This window comes from Sporosarcina sp. GTC18466, assembly GCF_055389225.1.
On sequence record NZ_AP044037.1, the window covers coordinates 1,249,172 to 1,271,904 of the forward strand.

General features: G+C 52.4%; 14 protein-coding genes and 1 other annotated feature. Of the genes, 6 read left to right on the forward strand and 8 right to left on the reverse strand.

The genetic code is table 11. The annotated features are described in order from the left end of the window. Positions 1 to 16 precede the first annotated feature (16 nt). The 4 genes from ilvN to ACZ5FK_RS06175 form a co-directional block, all read right to left on the reverse strand. Entirely contained in the window at positions 17 to 535 is a 519-nt protein-coding gene (ilvN, locus tag ACZ5FK_RS06160) for an acetolactate synthase small subunit (RefSeq protein ID WP_464807027.1), read from the reverse strand. Next, a complete protein-coding gene (ilvB, locus tag ACZ5FK_RS06165) occupies positions 532 to 2,289 on the reverse strand; it encodes an acetolactate synthase large subunit (RefSeq protein WP_464807028.1) in 1,758 nt (585 codons plus the stop codon). The genes ilvN and ilvB overlap by 4 nt, the downstream gene beginning before the upstream one ends. Before the next feature lie 81 nt (positions 2,290 to 2,370). Next, positions 2,371 to 2,613 (reverse strand) — a binding site (T-box leader). Positions 2,614 to 2,618: 5 nt separating this feature from the next. Then, a complete protein-coding gene (gene ilvD / locus ACZ5FK_RS06170) occupies positions 2,619 to 4,286 on the reverse strand; it encodes a dihydroxy-acid dehydratase (protein WP_464807029.1) in 1,668 nt (555 codons plus the stop codon). Positions 4,287 to 4,547: 261 nt separating this feature from the next. After that, positions 4,548 to 5,075 carry a DL-endopeptidase inhibitor IseA family protein gene (locus ACZ5FK_RS06175; RefSeq protein WP_464807030.1) on the reverse strand — a complete coding sequence of 176 codons (528 nt, stop codon included), beginning with the start codon at positions 5,073 to 5,075 and terminating at the stop codon, positions 4,548 to 4,550. A gap of 410 nt (positions 5,076 to 5,485) precedes the next feature. On the opposite strand from ACZ5FK_RS06175, the gene sda reads away from it, so the two are divergent. From sda to ACZ5FK_RS06200, 5 genes are all read left to right on the forward strand, one after another. Next, the gene (sda, locus tag ACZ5FK_RS06180) at positions 5,486 to 5,662 is read left to right on the forward strand and encodes a sporulation histidine kinase inhibitor Sda (protein ID WP_464807031.1); all 177 of its coding nucleotides are present in this window, start codon (positions 5,486 to 5,488) and stop codon (positions 5,660 to 5,662) included. A 309-nt stretch (positions 5,663 to 5,971) separates the two neighbouring features. Next, positions 5,972 to 7,621, forward strand: a complete 1,650-nt coding sequence (locus tag ACZ5FK_RS06185) for a YxeA family protein (RefSeq protein WP_464807032.1) — start codon at positions 5,972 to 5,974, stop codon at positions 7,619 to 7,621. Between the two features lie 67 nt (positions 7,622 to 7,688). Further along, the gene (locus tag ACZ5FK_RS06190; protein WP_464807033.1) at positions 7,689 to 9,152 is read left to right on the forward strand and encodes an S-layer homology domain-containing protein; all 1,464 of its coding nucleotides are present in this window, start codon (positions 7,689 to 7,691) and stop codon (positions 9,150 to 9,152) included. A 14-nt stretch (positions 9,153 to 9,166) separates the two neighbouring features. Then, positions 9,167 to 11,452 (forward strand): S-layer homology domain-containing protein, encoded by a 2,286-nt coding sequence (locus tag ACZ5FK_RS06195; RefSeq protein WP_464807034.1) that lies wholly within the window; start codon positions 9,167 to 9,169, stop codon positions 11,450 to 11,452. Positions 11,453 to 11,535: 83 nt separating this feature from the next. Then, a complete protein-coding gene (locus ACZ5FK_RS06200) occupies positions 11,536 to 12,684 on the forward strand; it encodes a polysaccharide deacetylase family protein (protein ID WP_464807035.1) in 1,149 nt (382 codons plus the stop codon). A 42-nt stretch (positions 12,685 to 12,726) separates the two neighbouring features. On the opposite strand, the gene ACZ5FK_RS06205 is transcribed toward ACZ5FK_RS06200, so the two are convergent. The 3 genes from ACZ5FK_RS06205 to ACZ5FK_RS06215 all read right to left on the reverse strand — a co-directional run bounded on the left by ACZ5FK_RS06205 (position 12,727) and on the right by ACZ5FK_RS06215 (position 17,360). Next, positions 12,727 to 14,217 carry a class I adenylate-forming enzyme family protein gene (locus tag ACZ5FK_RS06205; RefSeq protein ID WP_464807378.1) on the reverse strand — a complete coding sequence of 497 codons (1,491 nt, stop codon included), beginning with the start codon at positions 14,215 to 14,217 and terminating at the stop codon, positions 12,727 to 12,729. Positions 14,218 to 14,354: 137 nt separating this feature from the next. Continuing rightward, complete coding sequence (locus tag ACZ5FK_RS06210) at positions 14,355 to 16,046, reverse strand: methyl-accepting chemotaxis protein (protein WP_464807036.1); 1,692 nt, start codon at positions 16,044 to 16,046, stop codon at positions 14,355 to 14,357. A 162-nt stretch (positions 16,047 to 16,208) separates the two neighbouring features. Then, positions 16,209 to 17,360 carry a M20 family metallopeptidase gene (locus ACZ5FK_RS06215; protein ID WP_464807037.1) on the reverse strand — a complete coding sequence of 384 codons (1,152 nt, stop codon included), beginning with the start codon at positions 17,358 to 17,360 and terminating at the stop codon, positions 16,209 to 16,211. A gap of 221 nt (positions 17,361 to 17,581) precedes the next feature. Here ACZ5FK_RS06215 and ACZ5FK_RS06220 point away from each other — a divergent pair, with 221 nt between their 5' ends. After that, a complete protein-coding gene (locus ACZ5FK_RS06220) occupies positions 17,582 to 18,820 on the forward strand; it encodes a cytochrome P450 (protein WP_464807038.1) in 1,239 nt (412 codons plus the stop codon). Between the two features lie 42 nt (positions 18,821 to 18,862). Here ACZ5FK_RS06220 and ACZ5FK_RS06225 read toward each other — a convergent pair whose 3' ends face one another. Further along, positions 18,863 to 22,546 (reverse strand): DUF6359 domain-containing protein, encoded by a 3,684-nt coding sequence (locus ACZ5FK_RS06225; protein ID WP_464807039.1) that lies wholly within the window; start codon positions 22,544 to 22,546, stop codon positions 18,863 to 18,865. Between the last annotated feature and the right edge of the window lie 187 nt (positions 22,547 to 22,733).

Genomic DNA, 22,733 nt, shown 5'->3' on the forward strand with positions numbered 1-22,733 from the left:
TTTTTAGTTATCGGATTTATTTCAAAATGGAAAACTGCTGGGACCCGGGCGCTTTCTGCATTTCGCGGACGAAGGCGGTGGCGCCGGTCCGGGACAGTTCCTTGATGCCGTATGGTTTGACGAGATCGATGAACGCCTCGATCTTTTCAGGGCTGCCGACGACCTGGTACGTGACGACGTTCTTCCCTGAGTCGATGATCGTTGCGCGGAACGGTTCGACGAAGCTGTTGATTTCGCTTCTTGCCTGCGGAGGCGACACGACTTTGACGATGGCGAGCTCCCGCATGACGATCGCTTTATCGGTGATATCATTCACTTTGATGACGTCGATCTGCTTTTGCAGCTGCTTGACGAGCTGCTCGATCTTCTGCTCGTCTTCGACATGGACGATAAATGTCATCTTCGACATGCCCGGCTGCTCGGAATGGCCGACCGTGATGCTTTCGATATTGAACTGCCGTTTCATAAGCAGCCCGGTGACCCGGTTGAGGACACCGCTCTGGTTGATGACGGTGACAGTGATGATTCGCTTCATGTGCGGCTCACTCCAATCATTTCATGTAGTCCTTTGCCTGGGGCGACCATCGGGTAGACGTTCTCGCCCTGCTTCACCCGGCAGTCGATGAGAGCCGGTTCGTCAGACAGCAGCGCATCCTTGAAAACCGCTTCCGCTTCTTCCGGCTTCGTGATCCGGTAGCCTTTGAGATCGTAGGCTTCCGCCAGTTTTACAAAATCCGGCTGCACGGGAATCAAAGACTGGGAATACCGTTCCTCATAGAAAGTCTCCTGCCACTGGCGCACCATGCCGAGCGCACCGTTGTTCAAGATGACCACTTTGACCGGCAGGCGCATCTCTTGCAGCAACGACAGCTCTTGCGCCGTCATCTGGAAACCCGCGTCTCCGACGATGGCGACGACTTTCTTGTCCGGTTTCGCAATCTGTGCCCCGATTGCGGCAGGGAAGCCAAAGCCCATCGTGCCGAGACCGCCTGACGTAACCCAGTGATCCGGGTTATGGAGCGGATAATACTGCGCCGCCCACATCTGGTGCTGGCCGACATCCGTCGTGACGACCGCCTTCCCTTCCGTCAGCCTGTGGATGATTTCGATCGCCTGCTGCGGAAGCAGATCGTCTTCGTCACTGTTGTACCACAATGGGAAATCTTCAGTCTTTTCTTGAAGTGCGCTGGTCCAATCTGCGGTCTCCGGTGCACTCATTTCTACATGCAGCAGCTGCTTCAGCGCCTCTTTCGCATCTGCGACAATCGGAATATCGGTCGGCACGTTCTTTCCGATTTCCGCCGGATCGATATCGATATGGATGACTTTCGCGTTCGGTGCGAAGGTCTTGAGATTCCCCGTCAGCCGGTCGTCAAACCGGGCACCGATATTCAGGAGAAGGTCGCATTCGCTGATCGCCATATTCGCGGTATACGTCCCGTGCATGCCCGCCATGCCGAGGAACAGCTCATGGTCGCCGCGGATGCTGCCGAGGCCGAGCAATGTGTTCGTGACCGGAATACGGTATCGTTCCGCGAATGCCTGAAGCTCTTCCGCAGCTCCCGCATGCAGGATGCCGGCCCCCGCCAGGATGAGCGGTTTTTCCGCAAAAGAGATGGCCTGCGCTGCCTTCTGGATCTGCAGGAAGTTCGGCACCGTCGTCGGCTGGTACCCCGGCAGGTCCACTTCCGCTTCGAATACGTCCGGAGTGATGAATACTTCCGTCGCCACGTTTTTCGGAATGTCGACGACAACCGGCCCCCTGCGCCCCGTCGAAGCGATATGGAACGCCTCTTTGATGATCCGCGGGAAGTCCTGGACATCACGGACCTGGTAGTTGTGCTTCGTGATCGGCTGCGTGATGCCGATGATGTCCGCCTCCTGGAATGCATCCGTACCGATGACCGAGCTTGCGACTTGCCCGGTGAAGACGACGAGGGGCAGTGAATCCATCATCGCGTCCGTAATCCCGGTGACGAGATTCGTCGCACCTGGGCCCGATGTGGCGATGACGACGCCCGGTTTCCCGGACACCCGGGCATATCCTTCCGCCGCATGGATGGCCCCCTGTTCATGACGGGCAAGCACATGCGGGATCGGATCCTTGTACAGCGCATCGTAAATCGGCAGGACGGCTCCTCCCGGATATCCGAAAATGACTTCGACCCCCTGTTCCTTCAGCGCCTGGATCAGGACGGCCGATCCGTCCGAAACTACGGGTGTTGCCGGTTTCTCCATCTCTGGCGCACGTTCCAGTACGGCCTGCTTCGTTTGAACTTCAGCACTCATTTGCTAACTCCTCCTGACTATTCTCATTGCTTTTTTATCAAAAAATAAAAAGCCTTTTCTCCCCATGCAAAAACAACTTGCATAAGGGATGAAAAAACTTTTCATGGTACCACCCTTGTTCGCGGCTTCTGCCGCCTCATGGACACTTCACTAGTGCGAAATGTCCGCTTGTAACGGGCACATGTTCCGTGCCCGGGGCCGCCTACTATAGTTCAACGGCCCGCTCCGAGGGGATGTCGCGTTCAGGCGCATTGCCGGGTTCCACCATCGCCGGCTCTCTGGGAATGCGTTCTCTGATCACTTTTGCCTCATCATCGCGTTCATACATATCAAATTTTCATGACGCCGCCAGTGCTGGCGGAGGTGACTAATTTCGAATACCGGGCGAGCCATCCTTTGCGGATCTTCGGTTCAAACGGCTTGAGCCGCCCGCGCCGTTCTGCAAGTTCCGCTTCGGGCACTTCCAGCTCGATCGTGCGGTTCGTCAAATCGATGGAAATGACATCGCCGTTCTCTACAAGGGCGATCGGTCCGCCTTCCGCAGCTTCCGGGGAAATATGCCCGACGGAAATGCCGCGCGACGCACCGGAGAACCTGCCGTCCGTGATCAGCGCCACTTTCGTTCCAAGCCCCCGGCCCTGTATCGCCGACGTAGGTGCCAGCATTTCCGGCATCCCGGGCCCGCCTCTCGGCCCCTCATACCGGATGACGACGACATGGCCTTCTTTCACTGTTCCGTCGTCAATCCTGTCCTGCGCCTCTTCCTGTGAATCAAATACGATCGCTTCACCCGTGAATTCCTTGATGGTCGGATCGACGGCTCCGACTTTGATGACGCCGCCGTCAGGAGCGATATTGCCGAAGAGGACCGATAATCCTCCGACTTCGCTGTATGGATTGTCTTTCGTCCGGATGACTTCATGGTCCGTTATGTGATGCGCAGCGACATCTTCCCCGATCGTCTTCCCGGTGACCGTGATCCGATCTGGGTGGATGGCTCCTGGGATTTTCGTCAGTTCATTGATAATGGCGCTGACACCGCCCGCCCGGAATACATCGTCCATCGAGATGTCGGAAGCCGGCATGATCTTCGCAAGGTACGGAACCCGCTCGGCAACGACATTGATATCCTGGACGCTGTACTCGATCTCCGCCTCATGGGCAATCGCGAGTGTATGTAAAACCGTGTTGGTCGAGCCGCCCATCGCCATATCGAGCGCGAAGGCATCATCGATCGCTTCCTTCGTCACGATATCGCGCGGCTTGACATCCTCTTTCACCATCCGGATCAAATGCTTTGCCGCTTCTTTAATCAGGCGGTGGCGTTCATCGGATGTGGCAACGATCGTACCGTTGCCCGGAAGTGCAAGCCCCAGCATTTCCATCAGGCAGTTCATCGAGTTCGCGGTGAACATGCCGGAGCAGGAACCGCATGTCGGGCAGGCGTTCTGCTCGATATCCAGCAGCTGCTCCGCACTCATCTTGCCTGACTTGTAAGCGCCGACCCCTTCGAACACCGATGTCAGGGAAAGAGCTGCGCCTTCCGCGGAAACCCCCGCTTCCATCGGCCCGCCTGATACGAAGACGGAAGGGACATTCGTCCGGACCGCCGCCATGAGCATCCCGGGGGTGATCTTGTCACAATTCGGGATATAGAACACACCGTCGAACCAGTGGGCATTGATGACCGTCTCCGCCGAGTCCGCGATGAGTTCACGGCTCGGGAGGGAATAGCGCATCCCGATATGGCCCATGGCGATGCCGTCATCGACACCGATTGTATTGAATTCGAACGGGATGCCGCCCGCTTCCCAAATCGCCTCTTTGACGATTTCAGCGAAACGGTTCAAATGCTTATGGCCCGGGATAATATCAATATAGGAATTACAGACGCCGATGAAAGGTTTCTCTAGATCCTTTGTCTTCACGCCTGTCGCATATAGCAAACTGCGGTGCGGCGCCCGATCGACGCCTTTTTTAATCATGTCGCTTCTCATTCGCACCCTCTCCTTACAAAGCAGACAGAACAAGAAATTTCTTGTAAAGTTTGTGAAATAAATCACATAATCAAATGGATTGTTGCTATCATATATCGGATTTTCAGCAGAGTCAACACTCTTTTTATAATTATTTTTCAATTATGAATTGTAATTTTAATTGTAATCGCTTACAATTACGGCATGAAGCGTTTCATCGATTTCAATAAATTTTAGTGTACTTCGCAAAGCTTCTTCTTCCCCTCTCCCTGCATCTTGATGTCATTCCACTTTATGGACCTTCCATCCGTTGTTTTTCACGTAAACGAACGTAAGGACATCCCGCTGTGCTGTCCTTGTCTCGCCGATCGGCACCGTGATTTCGACCGTCTGCTTCCCCTTTTTCATTTTCAGTTCGCGAATTGTGGCGATATCCCAGTTCAGATCGCTCGAAAACTCCCTCTCCGGCTGGATGAGCCTTTTTTTATACACGATAATCCCATTCTCCTTCATAAATCGCTTCGCTTTCTTTTTCGTCATCGTCTTTTGCAGTTCCGCCATAAGCCCTTTCTTCGTACCGACCGACTTCGCCAAATACCGATGCGGAACCCCGTCATAGAGGAATGTTTCATATTCCCCCTCTTCGTATACACCGCCATTTCGAATAACCGATTCGGCCTTTGCCCATTCCATTGCAAGCTCCGCAGCCTCGATCGGCATCAAAGCTTTCGGTTGTCCCTGAGCCCCGCTGCAGCCGCCCATCAGAAGCAGTGCAGAGAGCATCAGTGATACAAACAGCCGGCTATGCATCCCCTCATCCCTCCATTTCGCTTGTATATAAACATATGAAAGCCCGCCGTCTTCAAATCAATCAGGCGGCGGATTTGAAGGCGGGCGTCATATATATGGCCTTGCCCCACGCAGCGTCACTTTTCGACAAGATTCCCCACCATTCCCCTTGAGGAATACAATTCAGAATAAAGTTTCGACACGTTTCTCTCCATTCACAACTGTGGATAACTTTGTACACATTGTCCCCACGTCATGTCGGGACTTTCCAGCCTTATAAACAAGTTAGTCACATGTTATCCACTTTCTTATGTTAATAAGAGAACGGTTGTTCCTTGCCCAGATTTCTGGTACAGTAAGAATAACTTCAATGAACTTATCAGTATATGGTCCGAAATCTGTAAGTAGAACGGCTTGGAGGGGGCTTGGATATGGGCGGGATGCCTGATGATTTGCTGCTTGATTCCTATTACGAAGCGCTGCGTTTGAATTTATGCCCTGACTTTATCGCTTTGTTGGAGAAAGAGATCCGGCGGCGGAACCTGCATCCGGAGCGACTATCCGCGGAAGAATTGGAAAAGAAAAGAGCTGTCCTGTCAATTAATTGACAGAAACAGCTCTTTTTTCTATGCAACCGATCGCTCTACCAGCATTCGGAATCATCCATTCACCAGTTTTGTGCGATTGATAAATTTGATAATGTGCGTATATTTCTAGTTCACCCTTTCTTCTCATTCTGTCTGTATGAATGCATTCTATCAAGTGACAAGCTGTGTTTTTATAGTTATAGAAGGAAGTCTTGTTTTTATGGATGAGTATATAGCCGTGCTAACAAAAAAACCTAACAACTGACCAAGCGCGGCCGATATATTTCATAGGGCCTATTTGGTGAATAAATGAATAGGAGGTGCGAATACATGCACAAACGATATTCACTATACATACTGGCGGCATTTGCCCTTCTCATGATGTGCGCCATGCCGGCAAGGACGATGGCGAGCGCTCCTGTCAAAGGGACATTCGTCAATGTTACATATGATGAAGTGCAGACCGGCAAGGACACGTTCGAGAAACGGCTGAAGGATATTACGATTGAAAACAGCCAAGGCAGGACGACTACGCTGCGAATTGATGCGTTCACGAAACTGACGGTCGATTCGCGTCCTGTGAAGATCGAAGCATTCAAGCTCGGCATGGATGTCGAAGCTGATGTGAACCTGCGCCGCGTGACGGCTTTGCGCGGCAGCACAGGGACTGTGCCTGCAGTCACCGATACGAAAGGTACTGTGACAGCGGGTCTTATCACTGAACTTGATCCAAAAGGGAAATTTATGACCATTCAGCTGGATGACGGCCGGACAAAGACCTATTTCCTGAACTCGCTGTCGAAATTCTACAAAGGGACAACACTTGTGACAACCGCTTCCCTGCATGAAGGGGATCGCGTGAAGATCACCACGGGTTCGTATACATCCAACCGGGCCGAGTCAGTAGAGATCATCGCGGCGGGCATCCAGGCGGAGGCACTCTACAAAGGGAAGATTCAGCGGATTGACGGGCTGGCGAACAAGCTCATCGTGAAAGATGAACAAGTGTTCCGGAACTGGCTGTGGTGGGATCGTACCTATAGAAGCAACAGCAGCTACAGTTTTTCCGCAAAGACACCGATCTATGTGGGGGATGAACAGATCCGCCACGACCGCTTGCGGTACTATGCCAATCACGATGTCTACTATGTAACCGTGAAGAAAGCCGGCAAAGAAGTGATCGAAAAAATGGTCATCAAGTCGGCGAACGAGCGTATTTTCAATGAACCGCTCGCTTCCGTCAATGGTAAAAAGAAAGAGATCGGACTTCGCAGCTCGGGGACGTTCCGCTACCATGACGGCACCATCATGATCCGGAATGGCCGTCTTATCGATGCTGCCAGCCTTCAGTCAGCAGGCACGGCGCTCGTTGTCACGGAAGGCAAGACGAAGAGCGATTATGCGAACGTCATCCATATCGCGAATGACGGGATGCTCGGCCCGAACATGACAGGCTCCGAGCTCTACTATGGCAGACTCGATTCGGCCGCCGGTTATACGTTATCCATCGGCAGTGCCTATAAGCTCGAAGGCCATGGATGGTCATACGCCGGCTCCGAGTCGCTTCCATTCAGCAACGACACGGTCGCGGTGCAGGACAGGAACTGGTACGTCCACTCGCTGATCCCGCAGCTCGACTTGAAACTGCGGACAGGCGAGTACGGCTACTTCTATGTAAAAGACGGCCATGTCACAGCCGCTCATCTCGTGAAGCCAGGCGTATCTATGGCAGGACTCGTCTCGGTCGGCAGACTTGAAATCCCGCCAGCCGGCACGTCCCCGGCTGTCATGACAGTGGAAAATGTCAGCCAGTGGAAAGGATATTGGGCCGAGACAGGCAGACTATTCAACATGGATATTGAACAAGCGACCATTCTGAAGGATGGCAAAGTCATTTCCCCTTCGGAATTAAAGAAGAATGACCGGCTCTTCATCGTCCATGAATCGGGCGTCAAAGGACGGATCATCCTCGTCGATTGATCGTGAAGGCAGGCATGAACCCGTTTTCATGCCTGCCTTTTATTTTAGATAGAAAGGGAGCTCAATTATGAAAGGAAATCCACTCTACCGCCGCTTGCCGAGATGGACAGCCGCCATCGCAATCCTGCTGTCCGTATTTCTTGTTGCGGCACGCGCTGAAGCAAAGCCGCCCGATTACAACGGCGGCGTCATGAATGAATACACGTATGAAGAAGCCTTCTTCCTGACGGGGAATCCGATCATCTTCACCGGAAAAGCGACTGTCAGCGAGAAAGAGAATAAAAATCAGCGGACGTCGACTTACAAGTTTACACTCACCGCGAAAGACGGTTCGAAACTGACACGCAGCGTCGTCTACGTAGCGGATGTCGAGCCGCGTGAAGACAAGGGCCAGACGACATCCAATGCCGAGGTCAAGAGCTTCTCTGAGAAAGTGACCCTTTCGAATAAGACAACCTATACGCTTGACGACTATCAATTCTCCCAAGGGACAGTCGTCGACAACCGTCCCGCATCCGATTTTTATTCCGGAAATGGTATTGGGCGAAAGATCTATAAGGTGAAGGACGGCGTTTCGAAGAAAGAGGAGCTGCTCACCGTCCATTTTTCCGGCCGCAACATGGGATATGAGAATTTCTGGGGCGCAACCGAAACACAAGTGATCGACTATGAGATCGTCAATGCGGCAGACCAGTCGGGATTTGTGACGAGCAAAGTGTCCGACAGCAAATCGAAAGTGCTGAAATACGAACCGCATGATCCGTCGCTTTCCAGTTTCACAGGCGGCCATGCCGTCATCAGCAGCGCCAATATGATCGGCGAATATACGTACAATCTGCCGTTCGGCTCTCCGCTGAACAATACTGGCACCATCGAGCTGTCACAAGACCGGTCGCCTACCATCGAGCGCCTGATCGTGCCGAAGTTCCGCGATCTGAACAAGCACTGGGCAAAAGACCATATCGAAAAGCTGTATTCCCTCGGCATCTTCGATGAATCGACGCAATTCTTCTCGCCGAACACACCGATGAAACGGTACCAGTACACAGTCGGCATCCTGAAAGCGGTCGACCTCCGTGTACTTGAGGATCCGAAAAGCAAAAAGAAAACGACAAAGACATCCATCTTCAAGGACGTCAGCAGCAAAGATCCGAATTACGGCTATATCGAAAGTGCCGTCCAAAAAGGCATCGTCACCGGCGTTACCCCGGATACGTTCAATCCGGATGGCCCGATTACGCGCGTGCAGGCGATCGCCATCCTCGTGCGGGCGCTTGGCATGGAAGGACGTGCACCAAGCCCGGGCTTCAAGACGCGATATGCAGATGACTACAAGATCTCCGACTGGGCAAAAGACAGTGTCTATGTCGCAACGGAGCTTGGCCTTGTGTCTGGTGACGAATTCAGGAGGTTCAATCCGCAAGAGAAGCTGACACGCGCACAGGCAGCGGCACTTACAGACCGTTTCCTCGATTTCCTGGAGAACGATTTGAAACAAGCCTACCGTGATGATGTCTTCTTCTTGGAATGAGAGGTGTACAGATGATGAAACGAATAAAAGCAAGCCTTTTCTCGATAATGCTTCTCCTTACGGTCATGCTATCCGCGTTGCCAATCGACGCAGCCGCGGCCGGCAGGATCTTCAAAGACGTGAAAGAACAGCACTGGGCGTTTGACTCCGTAGGATGGGCATATAATCAAGGCCTGACCAAAGGCTACCCCGACGGCACCTTCGCTCCGGACAAGCCGATCACTGAAGCTCAGCTGGTGACAATGCTCGTCCGCCTCGACTGTGCATCGCCGGATTCTTTCAGCGCGCTGCCGGGGGAACATAAGGCAGCCGGAAATTACAGGTACCTGGCGCGCAAGAATATTCTTTTAGACGGAGCGACGCGCAATTTCGCCAAAGACTGGCCGGTGAAACGGAGTGACGCAGCCCGCATTATTGCTGCATATAAAGGAGTCGATCTGGGCAAAGAGCAGGCAGTCTATTACTTGTATCAAAACGAATATGCGTCCGGAACGACGTATAATGACTACCGGCCACAAGATCAGCTGACACGCGCCGAAGCGGTCGACCTCTTGCGCAACGTTTCTGAGGAAGGCTCCTGCTTTGACATCGGCCTTCCGAAAAAGCCGTCCGGCAGCGATGACAGCGACTATCCGCTGCCAAAAGGCTTCATGGAAGACGGAACGGTGTTCTTCCCGGAAAAACCGGATAACTCAAAACCTCCTGTTGTGAATAATCCCGGCCATACAGCGGCTGAAATCGATCTGGACAAGAGCGAGCTGATTGCGAACGGACGGGATACGACTTATGTCACCGTGTCGCTCGGGCAGTGTACAAAGATGGTCTCCTATGAGGATTCTCTGCCGTTCATCGTGACGTCGAAAGAAGGCGCCACCATCCTGACAGAGGAAGAAAAGCGCCAAGTAGGAGGTTTTGATAAAGAGTATGAAACCAAATGGTATTACAACGGAAGCAGCAAAAAATCCGTCTACTCAGATGGGATGGATGTCACGTTCGGCATCAAGGCGCCAAGATCGTCGAAGACACTAAAGGACACGATCACCATCCAATATGACGGAAATTCGTCTTCAGTCGCAAATTGCTTGAACAAGCCGATTGAACTGCAAATGACGTATGTCCCTCAGGCGGAGTTGTGGCTGGAGACTACAAGTGATGGTTCATTTGTCAGAGCAAACGTGCTTCTTCCAGGCGGAATTACTGCAAGCGGCTTTACTGGAAGGATCAAACTCACCTTCTCTAACGACAATTCTGAATGGACCGAGTATGTGAACACATCCAGCCAGTCCTACTGGATCTCACTCATGCGCCCGGGAATCGGCTCGCTAAAGGCCGACCATGTACGGGCGGAATTCGTGGACTGGAACTCTTGGCATGCAGGCGATCTGCACTCCATCCTGCATAAGCCGCATGATCTGGATATCCCTGCAAATACCGTATTGAACAAGAACTTGGCTTGCACGGCCACAATGCCGGAAGTCGCGTTTATCATCGACTCTTCAGGCAGCATGCTGCGGAGCGACCCGGATAAACTGCGGGTGAAGGAGTCACAAAAACTGATTGATGTAGTAAATACGCCAGACAATCCACCATTGTTTAACACTCTTAAGTTCAATTCCAAGGCGACTCCTTTAGAGACTGGGACAACCGCTGATATTGCCAAATGGAGTCTAAACGGCGTCAATTCCAGTGGCGGTACAAGCATATCAGAGGGAATGCGCAAGGCGTTCGCCCAACTCTCCAGTACTGCGCCTAAAATCGCGATTCTCCTGACAGACGGCAAATCCGACCCTAATAAAGCGAGAGCGATGATTAAGGAAGCGAATAAAAAAGACATACGGGTCTACACAATCGGACTCGGGAAGAGCAAGCAGCTGAACGAGCCGCTGCTCCGTGATATTGCGGCAAAGACCGGCGGCGCATATTTCCATGTGCTGGACAGCAAAGACATTTCGCTCGTCTACCAGTCGATATTGGATGAAATCACTTGCGGCGAAAAGGTGCTCGTCTGCGCTCCAGGCATCCAGATGTTTTCTGCCTCTGAAATCAGGAAAACGGGAAATCATGTGACCATGTCTACAGATCTCAGAAGTGGCTGTGAGGCCGCTCGGGTAATCGTGCGCTTCCAATCGAGCCGGGGCGATGTCGACTATGAGCTGACGAATCGCGGCCATCAGTATTTTGAACTGAATCGGTATAAGAACGAGCTCGACAATTTCGATCTGTACAGCGAGGGACTTTTCATCGCTTATGACCGCAAAGGAAACCAGATCGGCGAAGTGAAGCGAGTATTGATCCAGTAACTAGCAGCAAACTGCCGTCTCCCTTTGCGGGAAATGCCGTAAAGGGCGCTTGTGTGCAGGATAAGAAAGGATTTTTGTAGCGATTGAAACGATTTCTATTCATACTAGCGGCCTGCCTTCTTCTATTTCCGGCGGGAGCATCCGCTAGTTCCATCAAGACAGTGCATATCAAAGAAGCGACACCGGTCTTCAAAGAAGGGGCCAAAGTAGCCGTATTCATCAAGGGAAGTGTCCATGCCGTGACGGATGAGACGGACAAGTATTACTACACGGCGATCGGCGGGGAAGAAGTGAAATTTTCGAAGAGGAACGCTGCCGTTAAAAATGGTGACACGGAGGGCGTCAAAGCGCTTCACCCGATCCGCGCGAAGACTGTCGGCAAAGCGGACGTCCTCGAGAAGCCTTCATTGAAAGCAAAGCCGATCGGCACAATCCAGCCGAATGAAACGATCCATGTGCAACGGATCAGAGGGAATTACTACCCTGTGAATTTTGGCGGCAAGACGGGCTATATCCGGAAAAACCAGCTGCAGATCGAGACAGGCGTTCCTGTCCTTATGTATCATGACATTGTGAAAGAGAAGCATGGTTCCAACGTGTCCGAACTGGAACTCGCCAGATTCAAGGAGCAGATGGATTACCTTAAATCGAACGGCTGGACGACCATCTCGCCGAAGCAGCTTGAGGACTGGGTGAATAAAAAAGGGAAGCTTCCTCCAAAATCCGTCCTGATCACGTTTGACGACGGGTATGCAGCGACCATCGACCTGGCGTATCCGATCCTGAAAAAACATGGATTTCAAGCGACGTCCTTCCTGATCACGAGCCGGATCGGCAGGAGCGGCATGGTCGCAGAGGGGGATCTCGTGCGGACGCAGGATGTGTATTCATACCAGAACCATACGCATCAGTTCCATATGTTCAATACATTGACGAACCTCAGCTCCCTGCAGTCGGAGAACCGGTTTTCAATCACGGCGGACCTCGAAATGGCGAGTGGAACGATCGACTCCATGCTCGGAAAAGAGGATTCCGTCTACGCCCTCGCCTATCCATACGGCAAGTACAGCAAAGATACGCTGCATGCGCTGCGTGACACAGGCATCACCATCGCATTTACGATCAACGAAGGCAATGTGTTCCAAGGCGATCCGATCTATGCGCTTAATCGCCAGCGCGTACATTCCAGCATGAGCTTGAAAGAGTTTGCGCAGAAATTGATTGGACGGTAAAAAGCAAAAGGGTCTCTCACTCGAGAGGCCCTTTTATCATGCTTACATGACCGGTTTCGCCGCATCTGTCCGAAGCGTATGTTTCAGCACTTTACCTGAGGCATTCCGCGGCAATTCGCTGAGGAAGTCGACTTCCGCGGGGATTTTGTACTTCGCAAGCTGCGTTCTGCAGTATGCGAGGATCTCTTCTTCTGTGGCCGTCTTCCCTTCTTTCAGGACGACAAAGGCCTTCGGGACTTCGCCGAGGACTTCATCGGGAACGCCGACGACAGCTGCCTCCAGCACTTCGGGTATTTGATAGAGCACCTCTTCCACCTCGACTGGATAGACATTTTCACCGCCGCGGATGATCATATCCTTCTTGCGGTCGACGATGTAGAGAAGGCCGTCATCGTCCATTTTGCCAAGATCTCCTGTATACAGCCAGCCGTTTCTGATTGCCCGCCTTGTCTCTTCCTCATTCTTCAAATAGCCTTTCATCACCTGAGGACCGCGCATGACGATCTCGCCCACCTGGCCTGCTGGAAGCGGATCGCCGAATTCATCGACGACTTGGATGTCCGTCTGCGGCAGCACTTCCCCGACCGAGCCAATTTTTTCAAGCGCAAGATGGTCTTTCAGCGTGGATGCAGCAGGGGTATTTTCCGTCTGCCCGTAGAGGTTCTGCACTTTGACATCCGGGAAAGTCTCTTTCAATTTCTTCACCATTTCATACGGCATCGGCGCAGCTCCATAGCAGAACAGACGGAGCGAAGGCGCGTCGAGGTCCTTGATATCCGGCAGGTTCAATAGGATGGTATACATGGCAGGAACCCCGAAGAACATCGTTGGCTGTTCTTTCTCCATCAATTCGACAGTCCCTTTCGGGGAAAACGCCTCCTCGATGATCACGGTCCCCCCTTTGTAGGTCGTCGGCACGACAAAGACATGGCTCGCCGCGCAGTGGAATAGCGGCGTTGAAATGAGCATCCGGTCGTTGTCCGTGATGTCCATCGCTTCCGCCCAGATGGCTGCCGTCGCTTCGATGTTATCATGCGACAGCATGACCCCTTTCGGTTTGCCGGTCGTCCCGGACGTATACATGATCACTGCTGTGTCAGATGGATCAGGAGATACATTTTCCCCCAGCTGCCTGCCTTCATCCATGATTTCCTCCATGTTGTGGATGGAAACGGACTCCTGGAAAACATAGGACGTCTTGCCGAGTGTATCTTGCAGCCTTTCATCATAGATGATTGCCTTCGCTTCCGAATGGCTGAAGATGTAATCGATTTCCGGCGCTGCCAGTTTGGTATTCACCGGCATAACAATGAATCCGCCAAGCTGGATGCCAAAGTAACAGGCGAGGAACGAATCCGAATTCAGTGCGTATAAAGCGATGATATCCCCTTTTTCGAAGCCCTCCGCCTGGAAATAGGCAGCGACGCTTTCCGCTTTCCTGTAAAACTCACCGTAAGTCCACTCCCGTCCGTTGAAAGAAGTGTATATATGGTCTGCTTGATTCACTGCAAGTCGCTTGATGACATCCGTCATTGGCATAAAATCGAGTCCTCCCAGCCCTTTTCTATTATAGTAACAAGTTGATTTTAGAACTGCAAGTCTTTTAAAATAATTCAAAAATAAGAAGTCGGAAAAGAAGCTGCCCTTCAATTGAAAGGCAGCTTCTTCGGTCAAATCTTGAATTGCTGGATCATTTCCTGCAGATGGACAGCCTGCTCGCTCAGGTCGCGGGCAACTGTATTGATCTCTTCCATGGTTGCCAGCTGTTCCTGGATTGCAGAGACATTCTGCTCCGCCTGGCTAGATGAATGATCTGTCTGTTGTGCGATTTCCTGGACGGATGCTGCGACTTGTTCGGCGCTTGCTGAAATCTCTTCCGTTGCTGCGGAGATCTCTTCAATCTGCCCGCCCATCGACTGGACCGCACCAACAATAGTCGAAAAGGCGGTGCCCGCTTCTTCGATCACCTGGACGCCGCGTTCGACGTTACCAAGGCTTGCAGCTACGGACTGTTCAACATCCCGGGTGTCACTTTGTATGTTCGCAGTCAAGTTGACGATCTGTGCCGCGGATGATTTCGACTGTTCCGCGAGCTTCCGCACTTCATCCGCCACGACCGCAAAGCCTTTGCCGTGTTCGCCGGCGCGCGCCGCCTCGATCGCTGCGTTGAGTGCCAGAAGATTCGTCTGCTCCGTAATATCCGTGATCGCTTTTGTAATATGTTCAATCTCGATTGTCTGCTCGGCAAGACGCTTGATAAGTTCGCTCGTTTGGTAGGAAGAATCATAAATGAGCGTCATCTGTTCTTTCGCAGAAGAAATCGACTGTTCACTGTCGCTTGCCAGTTTTTCCGTATCCACTGCTGTCATAAGCAGGCTCTGCGCGGATTCCGCGATACGGCTGACGCCAGTCGCAGTCTCTTCCATCGCCAGGGAGCTTTCTTTTGCAGAGGCGGAGGCGGTTTCGGAACCAGCCAGCATCTGCCCCATCTGGTTTGTCACTTCTTTCGCGCCGTTCGTCACTTCTTCACTGCTTGCAGACAGTTCCTCGGCAGAGGCGGTGACATGGAGCGTATTGTCATTCACATTCCTGATGAGATTATGCAGGTTGGCTTTCATCGTATTGAAAGAGTGTGCCAGGTCTCCGAGTTCATCCTTCGACTTCACGACGATATCCTCCTGCGTCAAATCGCCCTCTGCAATGATAGCTGTTGCCGCAGCGAGCTTACGAACCGGCCTTGCGATTGAAAGGCCGATGAATGTAGCGATCAGCAAGCTGAGGACTGTATCGACAATCGTCGAAGTGACGGTGCCTCGTTTTGCGCTGTCAACGGCAGCATTTATCACTTTGCGGTCTTCATTCACTTTGCCTTCCTGGTATGTAATCATTTGGGCGACGCTTTCTTGGATCATGATGTTAGCATCCCGCACGTCACTGTTGAGCAATTTTTGAGAAGCTGTCAGTTTACCTTTTCGAAGGTTCGCGATGACTTCCGCAGCACTCGCATCAAATGCCTCTACGCCTTTATAGGTTTCCGCAATCAATGTTTTCATTTCCTGGGAAGACGCTAACGTGTCAATCTCCTGAAGTTTGTCTTTCAGCTGCTGCTGATGCTCTTCCATCATTGTCACTACCGAATCATCCCGCTCTGTGAAGAACGCATGGATGTACAGCCCTTGCATCGCCATATCCCGTTCAATACCGCTTGCTAACTGCAGCTGGTGCAATCGGTTGTCAATCATTCTTTCATAATCTTTGCTGATATTGTTCACTTGGATATTGCTATAGACAGCGAACATGATCAATATGCCAAGAACTAGCAAGAAACCCCCATAAATCTTTCTGCCGATCGTCATCCTCATTCTTCTACTCCCCTAACTCTCTCTATATGCGCTTCTTACTGTTGATATCGGCTGCGCGGATACATTTCTTAATAGAACAATCCTAAAAGAAAGAGACTTTTTAATTCTTTTTTCCTACGACTAAAAAACTGCCCGTTTTCTTTCAACGGGCAGCTCAATACTTTATGATGCTGGAACTTTTTCGGTTGATAATACTAGGACAATATGGGTCAGCAGGTTCGTGCGTTCCACGAGTGACGGCACCTCCAAATATTCCTCTTCGCTATGCGCATTTCCTCCGACCGGGCCAAGTCCGTCGATGGTCGGGATGCCGGCAGCTGAAGTGAAGGAAGCGTCGCCGCCCCCGCCAGTCGCGACATCCGTGATCGGTACGCCGAGCGACTCTCCGACTTTCCGGATCGTTTCCAGCAGCTGGATCGTCTGCTCGTTTTTCACCATCGGCGGCCGGTTGATGCCTCCTTCGAGGACAATCGATGTCCCTTTGACGTCCGGCGTTGCGCAAATGTCCCGGATTGCCTGGTCGATTTCTTCCGCCTGTTCCGCTTTTGAAATCCTGACATCGACATGGCCGGTCGCGTGAGGAGCAATCGTATTGACCGATTCCCCTCCCTCGATGATGCCGGTGCTTACGCTGATTCCTGCCTCGTGGTCGGTCAGGGCGTGGAGCTTGATGATCTTATGGGCCAGCTCTTCAATCGCACTGATGCCGTTTTGCGGTTCAATGCCGGAATGCGCCGCCTTGCCTTTCACCCGCAGTGTATAACGCCCGCCGCCCCGCCGAGCGGACACAAGGGATCCGTCTTTGCGCGCCGGCTCCATGATCAGCGCATACCGCTTTCCTGCCGCATATTGTTCGATGAGGCTTCGCGAAGTCGGCGATCCGATCTCTTCATCCCCCGTCAAGACAATCTGGACGTCCTGCAGTACATCCGGGTTTGATTCCTTGATCGCTTTCATCGTATACAATAAAGCGACCTGGCTTGCTTTCATGTCAATGACGCCCGGACCGTACGCGCGGCCGTCTTTGATTGTGAACGGCCTTGCCGCGGCCGTCCCCTTTTTAAAGACCGTGTCCATATGTGCGACGAACAGGATGGACGGCTCCTGCGCTTCTCCATACGTCAAAACGATATTGTTGCCATTTGCGGATTGCTCAAAAACCTCCGCCTGAAAACCAAATTCTTCATACTTCGACCGGAGAATGCCTCCGACTTCGTCAATCCCTTCCTTATCAGCGGATCCCGAATCGATCGATACCAGTTCCTCCAGCAACTCAATCATTTCAGATTCCTTTTGCTGCAAATAGGTGATCATGTGGGGCGCCCCCTTTCTGTTTCATAATTATTCACCACTTGCTACCATTCTCCTTTGGATATTCACTACATAAATAGTAATTCAAAATAATTGAATTTACAATGGAGTGTGTATAGAAAGATTACTACTCAATACTCACTTGCAAGTTACTATGATTTAATTCCTATGTATCAGGGAATATTCAATAGACATTACAAAATAGATAGGAGTTTGTATAGATCATGCAACTGCCTAAAGACAAAGGATTGGATCACACATTTGATTTATTGTCGGAAGGATATGGATTTCTGGCGAAGCGGTTCGAGGAGCTGGATACCGACATTTTTGCAACGCGGCTGATGGGGAAACGGTTCATTTGCATGACGGGCCGGGATGCGGTGGAGATTTTCTATGATAACTCGCGTTTCCAGCGCTCGGGTGCGTTGCCGAAGCGTGTGCAGAAGACGCTGTTCGGGGAAGGCGGAGTCCAGACGCTGGACGGGGCGGCGCATCATGTGCGGAAGATGCTGTTCCTTTCCTTGATGACCCCGGAGCGGATCGAGGATCTTTGGGATTTGACGCTGGAGCAATGGGGCATCCGATCAGCGGAATGGAAATCCGGTGAGGAGGTTTGCCTGTTCAAAGAAGCAGAGGAGGTCATTTGCCGGATCGCATGCCTATGGGCGGGTGTGCCGCTGCGGGAATCGGAAGTTGCCCAGCGTGCCTATGATCTCGGTCAATTGGTCGACGGATTCGGCGGGGTCGGACCGCGTTACCAGCATGGACGGGAAGCGAGGGAGCGGACAGAGGATTGGATCCGCGGATTCATCGAGAAGTTCCGAAGCGGCGATCTGCATAGTACAGGCAGCGCACTGGAAGCGGTGGCTGCACATCGTGATGAAAATGGCGATTTGCTTGATGTGCAGATTGCGGCGGTCGAACTGATCAATGTCATCCGGCCGACTGTCGCGGTCGCCCGGTTCGTTGTCTTCGGCGTCCTTGCGATGTACCAGTTTCCTAAGGAAGGACGAAAACTGAAAGAGGCGGACCGGCATACATTGGAGAATTTCTCACAGGAAGTGCGCCGTTACTATCCATTTGCCCCCTTCCTCGGTGCAATGGCGAAAAGAGACTTCACTTGGAAGGGTGTTTCATTTGATAAGGGCGACTCGGTGTTGATTGACCTGTACGGGACGAACCACGAGCCCGCCATCTGGGGCGATCCGGAGGTGTTCCGGCCGGAGCGGTTCGACGAGACGGAGATCGACTTGTATAACTTTGTGCCGCAAGGCGGAGGCGACCGGGCGAAAGGGCATCGCTGCCCCGGTGAGGACGTCACCGTCATGATCATCATGGCGAGCCTGCACTTTTTCGCGGACCGGCTTGATTATGAAGTCGTGCAACAGCAAGATCTGTCGATCAATATGAGCCGTATGCCAACGCAGCCAAGAAGCGGCCTTTTGATTAGGAAGGTGAATTGAAAAACAGGCGGAGGAAAACGACATGTTTTCCCCGCCTGTTTTTTATGACGTCTTCTTCAATTTTTTCTTCTGGGACTGAATCGGCTTTTCACTGATCGTGATATTGACAGTCGCCGTCACAGACTGATCTCCGTCGCTCGCTGTGACAACCACCCCGTGGCTGCCTTTGCCTAGCTTTAAGATGAGCGTTCCTTCCAAGAGGTCGATAACGCCCTGTGACGAGGAAAAGAGAAGCCGGTCGCCGTCCGGATCCGTGAAATGCTCATTCAGATTAATGACGATCGTCTCTCCCGCCGTGCCACTTAGATCTGCAAACGGTTTAACAAGTTCCGGTGCATGATTCACGGCCGGGTTGCTGATCCGCTGGCCTTTCGAGTTGTAGAACGCTATATTTGCAGAATCGGCTCCTTTCCTGGTGTCGATTCGCTGGATATTCTCAGCGCCCCGAAGTTCAAGCGGATGATTCCCTTCCACTATGACATGGCCCATTTCAGTGCCTTTCATATCGACAATCAAGCCTGACTTCTTCGGCTGGAGAATGACCCTCGTCTTCTTGAATCCGTCTCCTGTCAGTTCCGCATAATCGCCTTTCAGATAGATTGCGTCCTTCAAGGAAGAAGAAGCATCCATTGTAACAGCGACACTCGGTTCCGCAATTACGAGCTGTCTCTTATGGAAGTTCACCAAGGTGTAGAATTTGCCGATCGGAACCGGTTCCCACTCTGCCGCCCCATCGAAATCAATCTGCACCATGACCGGATCATGGTCGCTCGCGCGTCCCGCCATGTCTGTGAAATCTGCGTTGATATGCAGGATATCGATGATTGTGCGGCTTACGAGATTGTTTGATACGAGAATATGATCCAGCACTTGGGAGTTCCCTTGATAGACGTAGGAATACCGGTCTGCTTCTTCGGTTTTGCGGATCATATCCGTCATCAGATCCCCCTCATGGATCTTGATGGCGTCCGAGAACTGGAAATCATTGAAATCGCCGAGCGACACGACATTCGCCTCTGGATTGTCTTGCTTGATCTCCTGGATGAAGTCATAGACGATGCGGGCGATTTCCCGTCGCTGCACTTCACTTCCGCGGAGCGGCGGCTGGATTGCACCGAATGCTGGCGTATCGCCATTTTTCGAGTTCCAGTGGTTCGCAATGACGACGACTTTCTCGCCCTCAAATTCAAACTGGGCCGCAAGCGGCTTCCGGCTGTTCTTGAATGCATCGTTATTCGGGTCAATACGGCCTGGATTGAGTGTCAAGTTTCCGTCCTTGTACCCGGCAGCTGTCGTTGCGTCCCCATGAGGCATGCCTTCGGAAAGCGACACGCGCTCCGGATTGTACAGGAAGCCGACGCGGATATTGGCGTTCGGCTGCCCGCCATCTGCGTTATTCACCGGATCGATGTTCACATACTTATATCGAGGACCGCCCGCTTCCACTATCGCCTGGATCAAGCGTTCATAACTTTCGTTCGCCTGCGGTCCGCCTGCATCCGGCCCATTATTGTCCTGGACTTCCGTCACGCCGACGATATCAGGGCTTTGCATATCGGATGCAAATGCACGCGCCAGTTTCCGCGCCTTGTCGTCGCTTGTCGTCTTCCGGTTATTCGAGAAGTTCTCCAAGTTATACGAAGCGATCGTCAGTTTATCGTCAGCCTTCACGATCGTCGTTTTCTCAGGCTTTGCTTCCCCTTTCCGGTGCGCCGCCTTCATATCGTCAAGAGATGTGTAAATCTTATAGTTTTGGAATGAATAGCCGACAACCCCTGTGATCGGCCCTTCAAACTTGTCCCCAGTCGCCACTTCGAAATTACGCGCCGCGCCGTTCGGCTCAAGGCGGAATTGAACGCGGTTCGCATTTTCATCATCTTCCTTCAGAAGGATGCCGCCCATGATCGTCTCCGTCGGTTCCCCTTCAAAGATGGTGACAAGATCGCCATGCGTTTGCGGACCGGTCGCTTTCACATCCCCTACTTGAACAAGCATCGCTTCCCGGCTTTCCCAGAAGTCCGCCGCGTACTTTCCAGGGTCGAACTCTGCAAAGTTCGGGCTTGCGATATGCTCTTTCGGCAGATTGGATTCATCGATGACAAACGGAGTTGGCAGCGGGACATCCCGCTTCAGCACGTTCACCTTGCCGCCCCTGTCGTCGCGCACGTTGATCTGCGTCGTCTTCAAGTCTGTCGTTTGCCTGTCTGCATAGCCGTCAATGGCGTATTCGCTCACTTCGCCCGTGACAGAGACCAGATCGCCGACCGCCAGATTCCATGTATCTTTGCCGCTATACAGGACGACCGCTTCCGATGTCTTCAGATTGCCGTCCCGCTCATCGTCAGGCGCCTGGATATGGTAATAGGACGAGCCGTTCAGCACATATTTGTAAGTCACAATCCCTTCGATTCCTTCAACGACCTGCCCATCGAACGGGGACACATGCCCTTCCCCTTGGATGTCATGGATCCGCAGGCGCTCGGTGATCGTGTACGTGAACGTTTGAACGTCGCCATACTCGCCGCCGGCCGTTCGTACGACCGCTTTCAGCTCAGTTGTTTCACTGATTGTTATCGGATCCGCATACGTGGAACCGCTTTCAATCGGATCAAGGCCATCCAGCGTATATAGGATATCTGCATCCGGCGTCGATGTTGTCAGTGAGACAGTAACATCTCCGACGTACGTTCCGCTGCCAGGCGTTGCCATGACAGGCTGGATCGCTTTGCTGTCGAGGATGATGTCTTGAGCAGATCGCGGAATGACTTGATAGTCGTTATCAAACTGCTGGACGATGCCTGTAATTGAATCATAGGTGGTCCCGGCAGCGAGACCGAGAGCCCCTGTCTCGTCGCGGACGATGAATTCATCGCCGTCTGTCGCCAGGTAGTTCGCCCATCCGCTGCCCGCCTGTTCGTCCGTCAAGATGACGTTATGGACAGTGACGAGCTGGGATTCATGTGTTTCATCCACCTGCGCACCCTTGACCACTTTCGGCTCAGGGCTGCCGGCGCCTTCCTTCTTTTCGACAAGTGCCGCGTTGTCCAGCTGAAGCAGGCCGCGGTAGTCTGCAAGCACCCCTGTCAATGTCACCTCATCCCCTACCGAGGCACCAAGCGAAGGTGGACGCACTGCGATTCCACCTGTCTCGTCCTGGACAGATATCGTGTTTTTCAAATTGGCAGCGACAAGCCCCTTGATGGTGACCGTTTTGCCAAGCGCCATAGCACGCGCATCCGCAATCGAGATGACTTCTCCAGGCTCGCCCGGATCCGGCGTTCCCGGTTCATCATCGCCTGCAAAGCTGAAAGATGTCGTGCTTTTCAGGCCGGGCTTCGTAAAGTACGCCTCCAGATTGCCCGACACATCAATTTTCTGGTCCAGCAGTTCAGGGTTCGATTTCAATCCCCAGTCTGACCGGAAGCTGGATGAAATCTGAACGAACAGCATCTTCGAGATGTCCGTCTCTCCCGGCTTGTCCGCAAGAGCGAGGTTCAGGTCGTCTTTGAAACCGCTCCGCACCACATTCGAACTGCTGACGATATACCCGGCGACAAACCCGCGCACAGTCGCTTTACCGCTGTTGTCTGCAATCGCTTCGGCGACCGATATCGTCTTCGTCGCTGCCGGGTTTTCCTTGACGGCTGCAACGCCTGCATGAGGCAGCACAAAACTGAGCAACATCATGAAAATGACAGCTACATGAAACTTCTTGCCTGTCTTCACTCCATCCTCTCCATTCCGCTTGTAATTGGTATTCATCCTACTACCAAATCGTATCAAAGCGCTCCAATCCTTTCCATGCGACTTTCTGTAAATATTCAATAGTCTGGACTCGGTCAATGGATATATTTTCATTTTCCCCATCCACATCATATGGCATATGGCGAGTGAGAGGAAAGGTAGATAGATG

What these genes read in the sequence shown, in the direction of transcription:
- ilvN (WP_464807027.1), bottom strand. Translation starts at nt 535, where the DNA reads ATGAAGCGAATCATCACTGTCACCGTCATCAACCAGAGCGGTGTCCTC.
- ilvB (WP_464807028.1), bottom strand. Translation starts at nt 2,289, where the DNA reads ATGAGTGCTGAAGTTCAAACGAAGCAGGCCGTACTGGAACGTGCGCCA.
- ilvD (WP_464807029.1), bottom strand. Translation starts at nt 4,286, where the DNA reads ATGAGAAGCGACATGATTAAAAAAGGCGTCGATCGGGCGCCGCACCGC.
- ACZ5FK_RS06175 (WP_464807030.1), bottom strand. Translation starts at nt 5,075, where the DNA reads ATGCATAGCCGGCTGTTTGTATCACTGATGCTCTCTGCACTGCTTCTG.
- sda (WP_464807031.1), top strand. Translation starts at nt 5,486, where the DNA reads ATGGGCGGGATGCCTGATGATTTGCTGCTTGATTCCTATTACGAAGCG.
- ACZ5FK_RS06185 (WP_464807032.1), top strand. Translation starts at nt 5,972, where the DNA reads ATGCACAAACGATATTCACTATACATACTGGCGGCATTTGCCCTTCTC.
- ACZ5FK_RS06190 (WP_464807033.1), top strand. Translation starts at nt 7,689, where the DNA reads ATGAAAGGAAATCCACTCTACCGCCGCTTGCCGAGATGGACAGCCGCC.
- ACZ5FK_RS06195 (WP_464807034.1), top strand. Translation starts at nt 9,167, where the DNA reads ATGAAACGAATAAAAGCAAGCCTTTTCTCGATAATGCTTCTCCTTACG.
- ACZ5FK_RS06205 (WP_464807378.1), bottom strand. Translation starts at nt 14,217, where the DNA reads ATGACGGATGTCATCAAGCGACTTGCAGTGAATCAAGCAGACCATATA.
- ACZ5FK_RS06210 (WP_464807036.1), bottom strand. Translation starts at nt 16,046, where the DNA reads ATGAGGATGACGATCGGCAGAAAGATTTATGGGGGTTTCTTGCTAGTT.
- ACZ5FK_RS06215 (WP_464807037.1), bottom strand. Translation starts at nt 17,360, where the DNA reads ATGATCACCTATTTGCAGCAAAAGGAATCTGAAATGATTGAGTTGCTG.
- ACZ5FK_RS06220 (WP_464807038.1), top strand. Translation starts at nt 17,582, where the DNA reads ATGCAACTGCCTAAAGACAAAGGATTGGATCACACATTTGATTTATTG.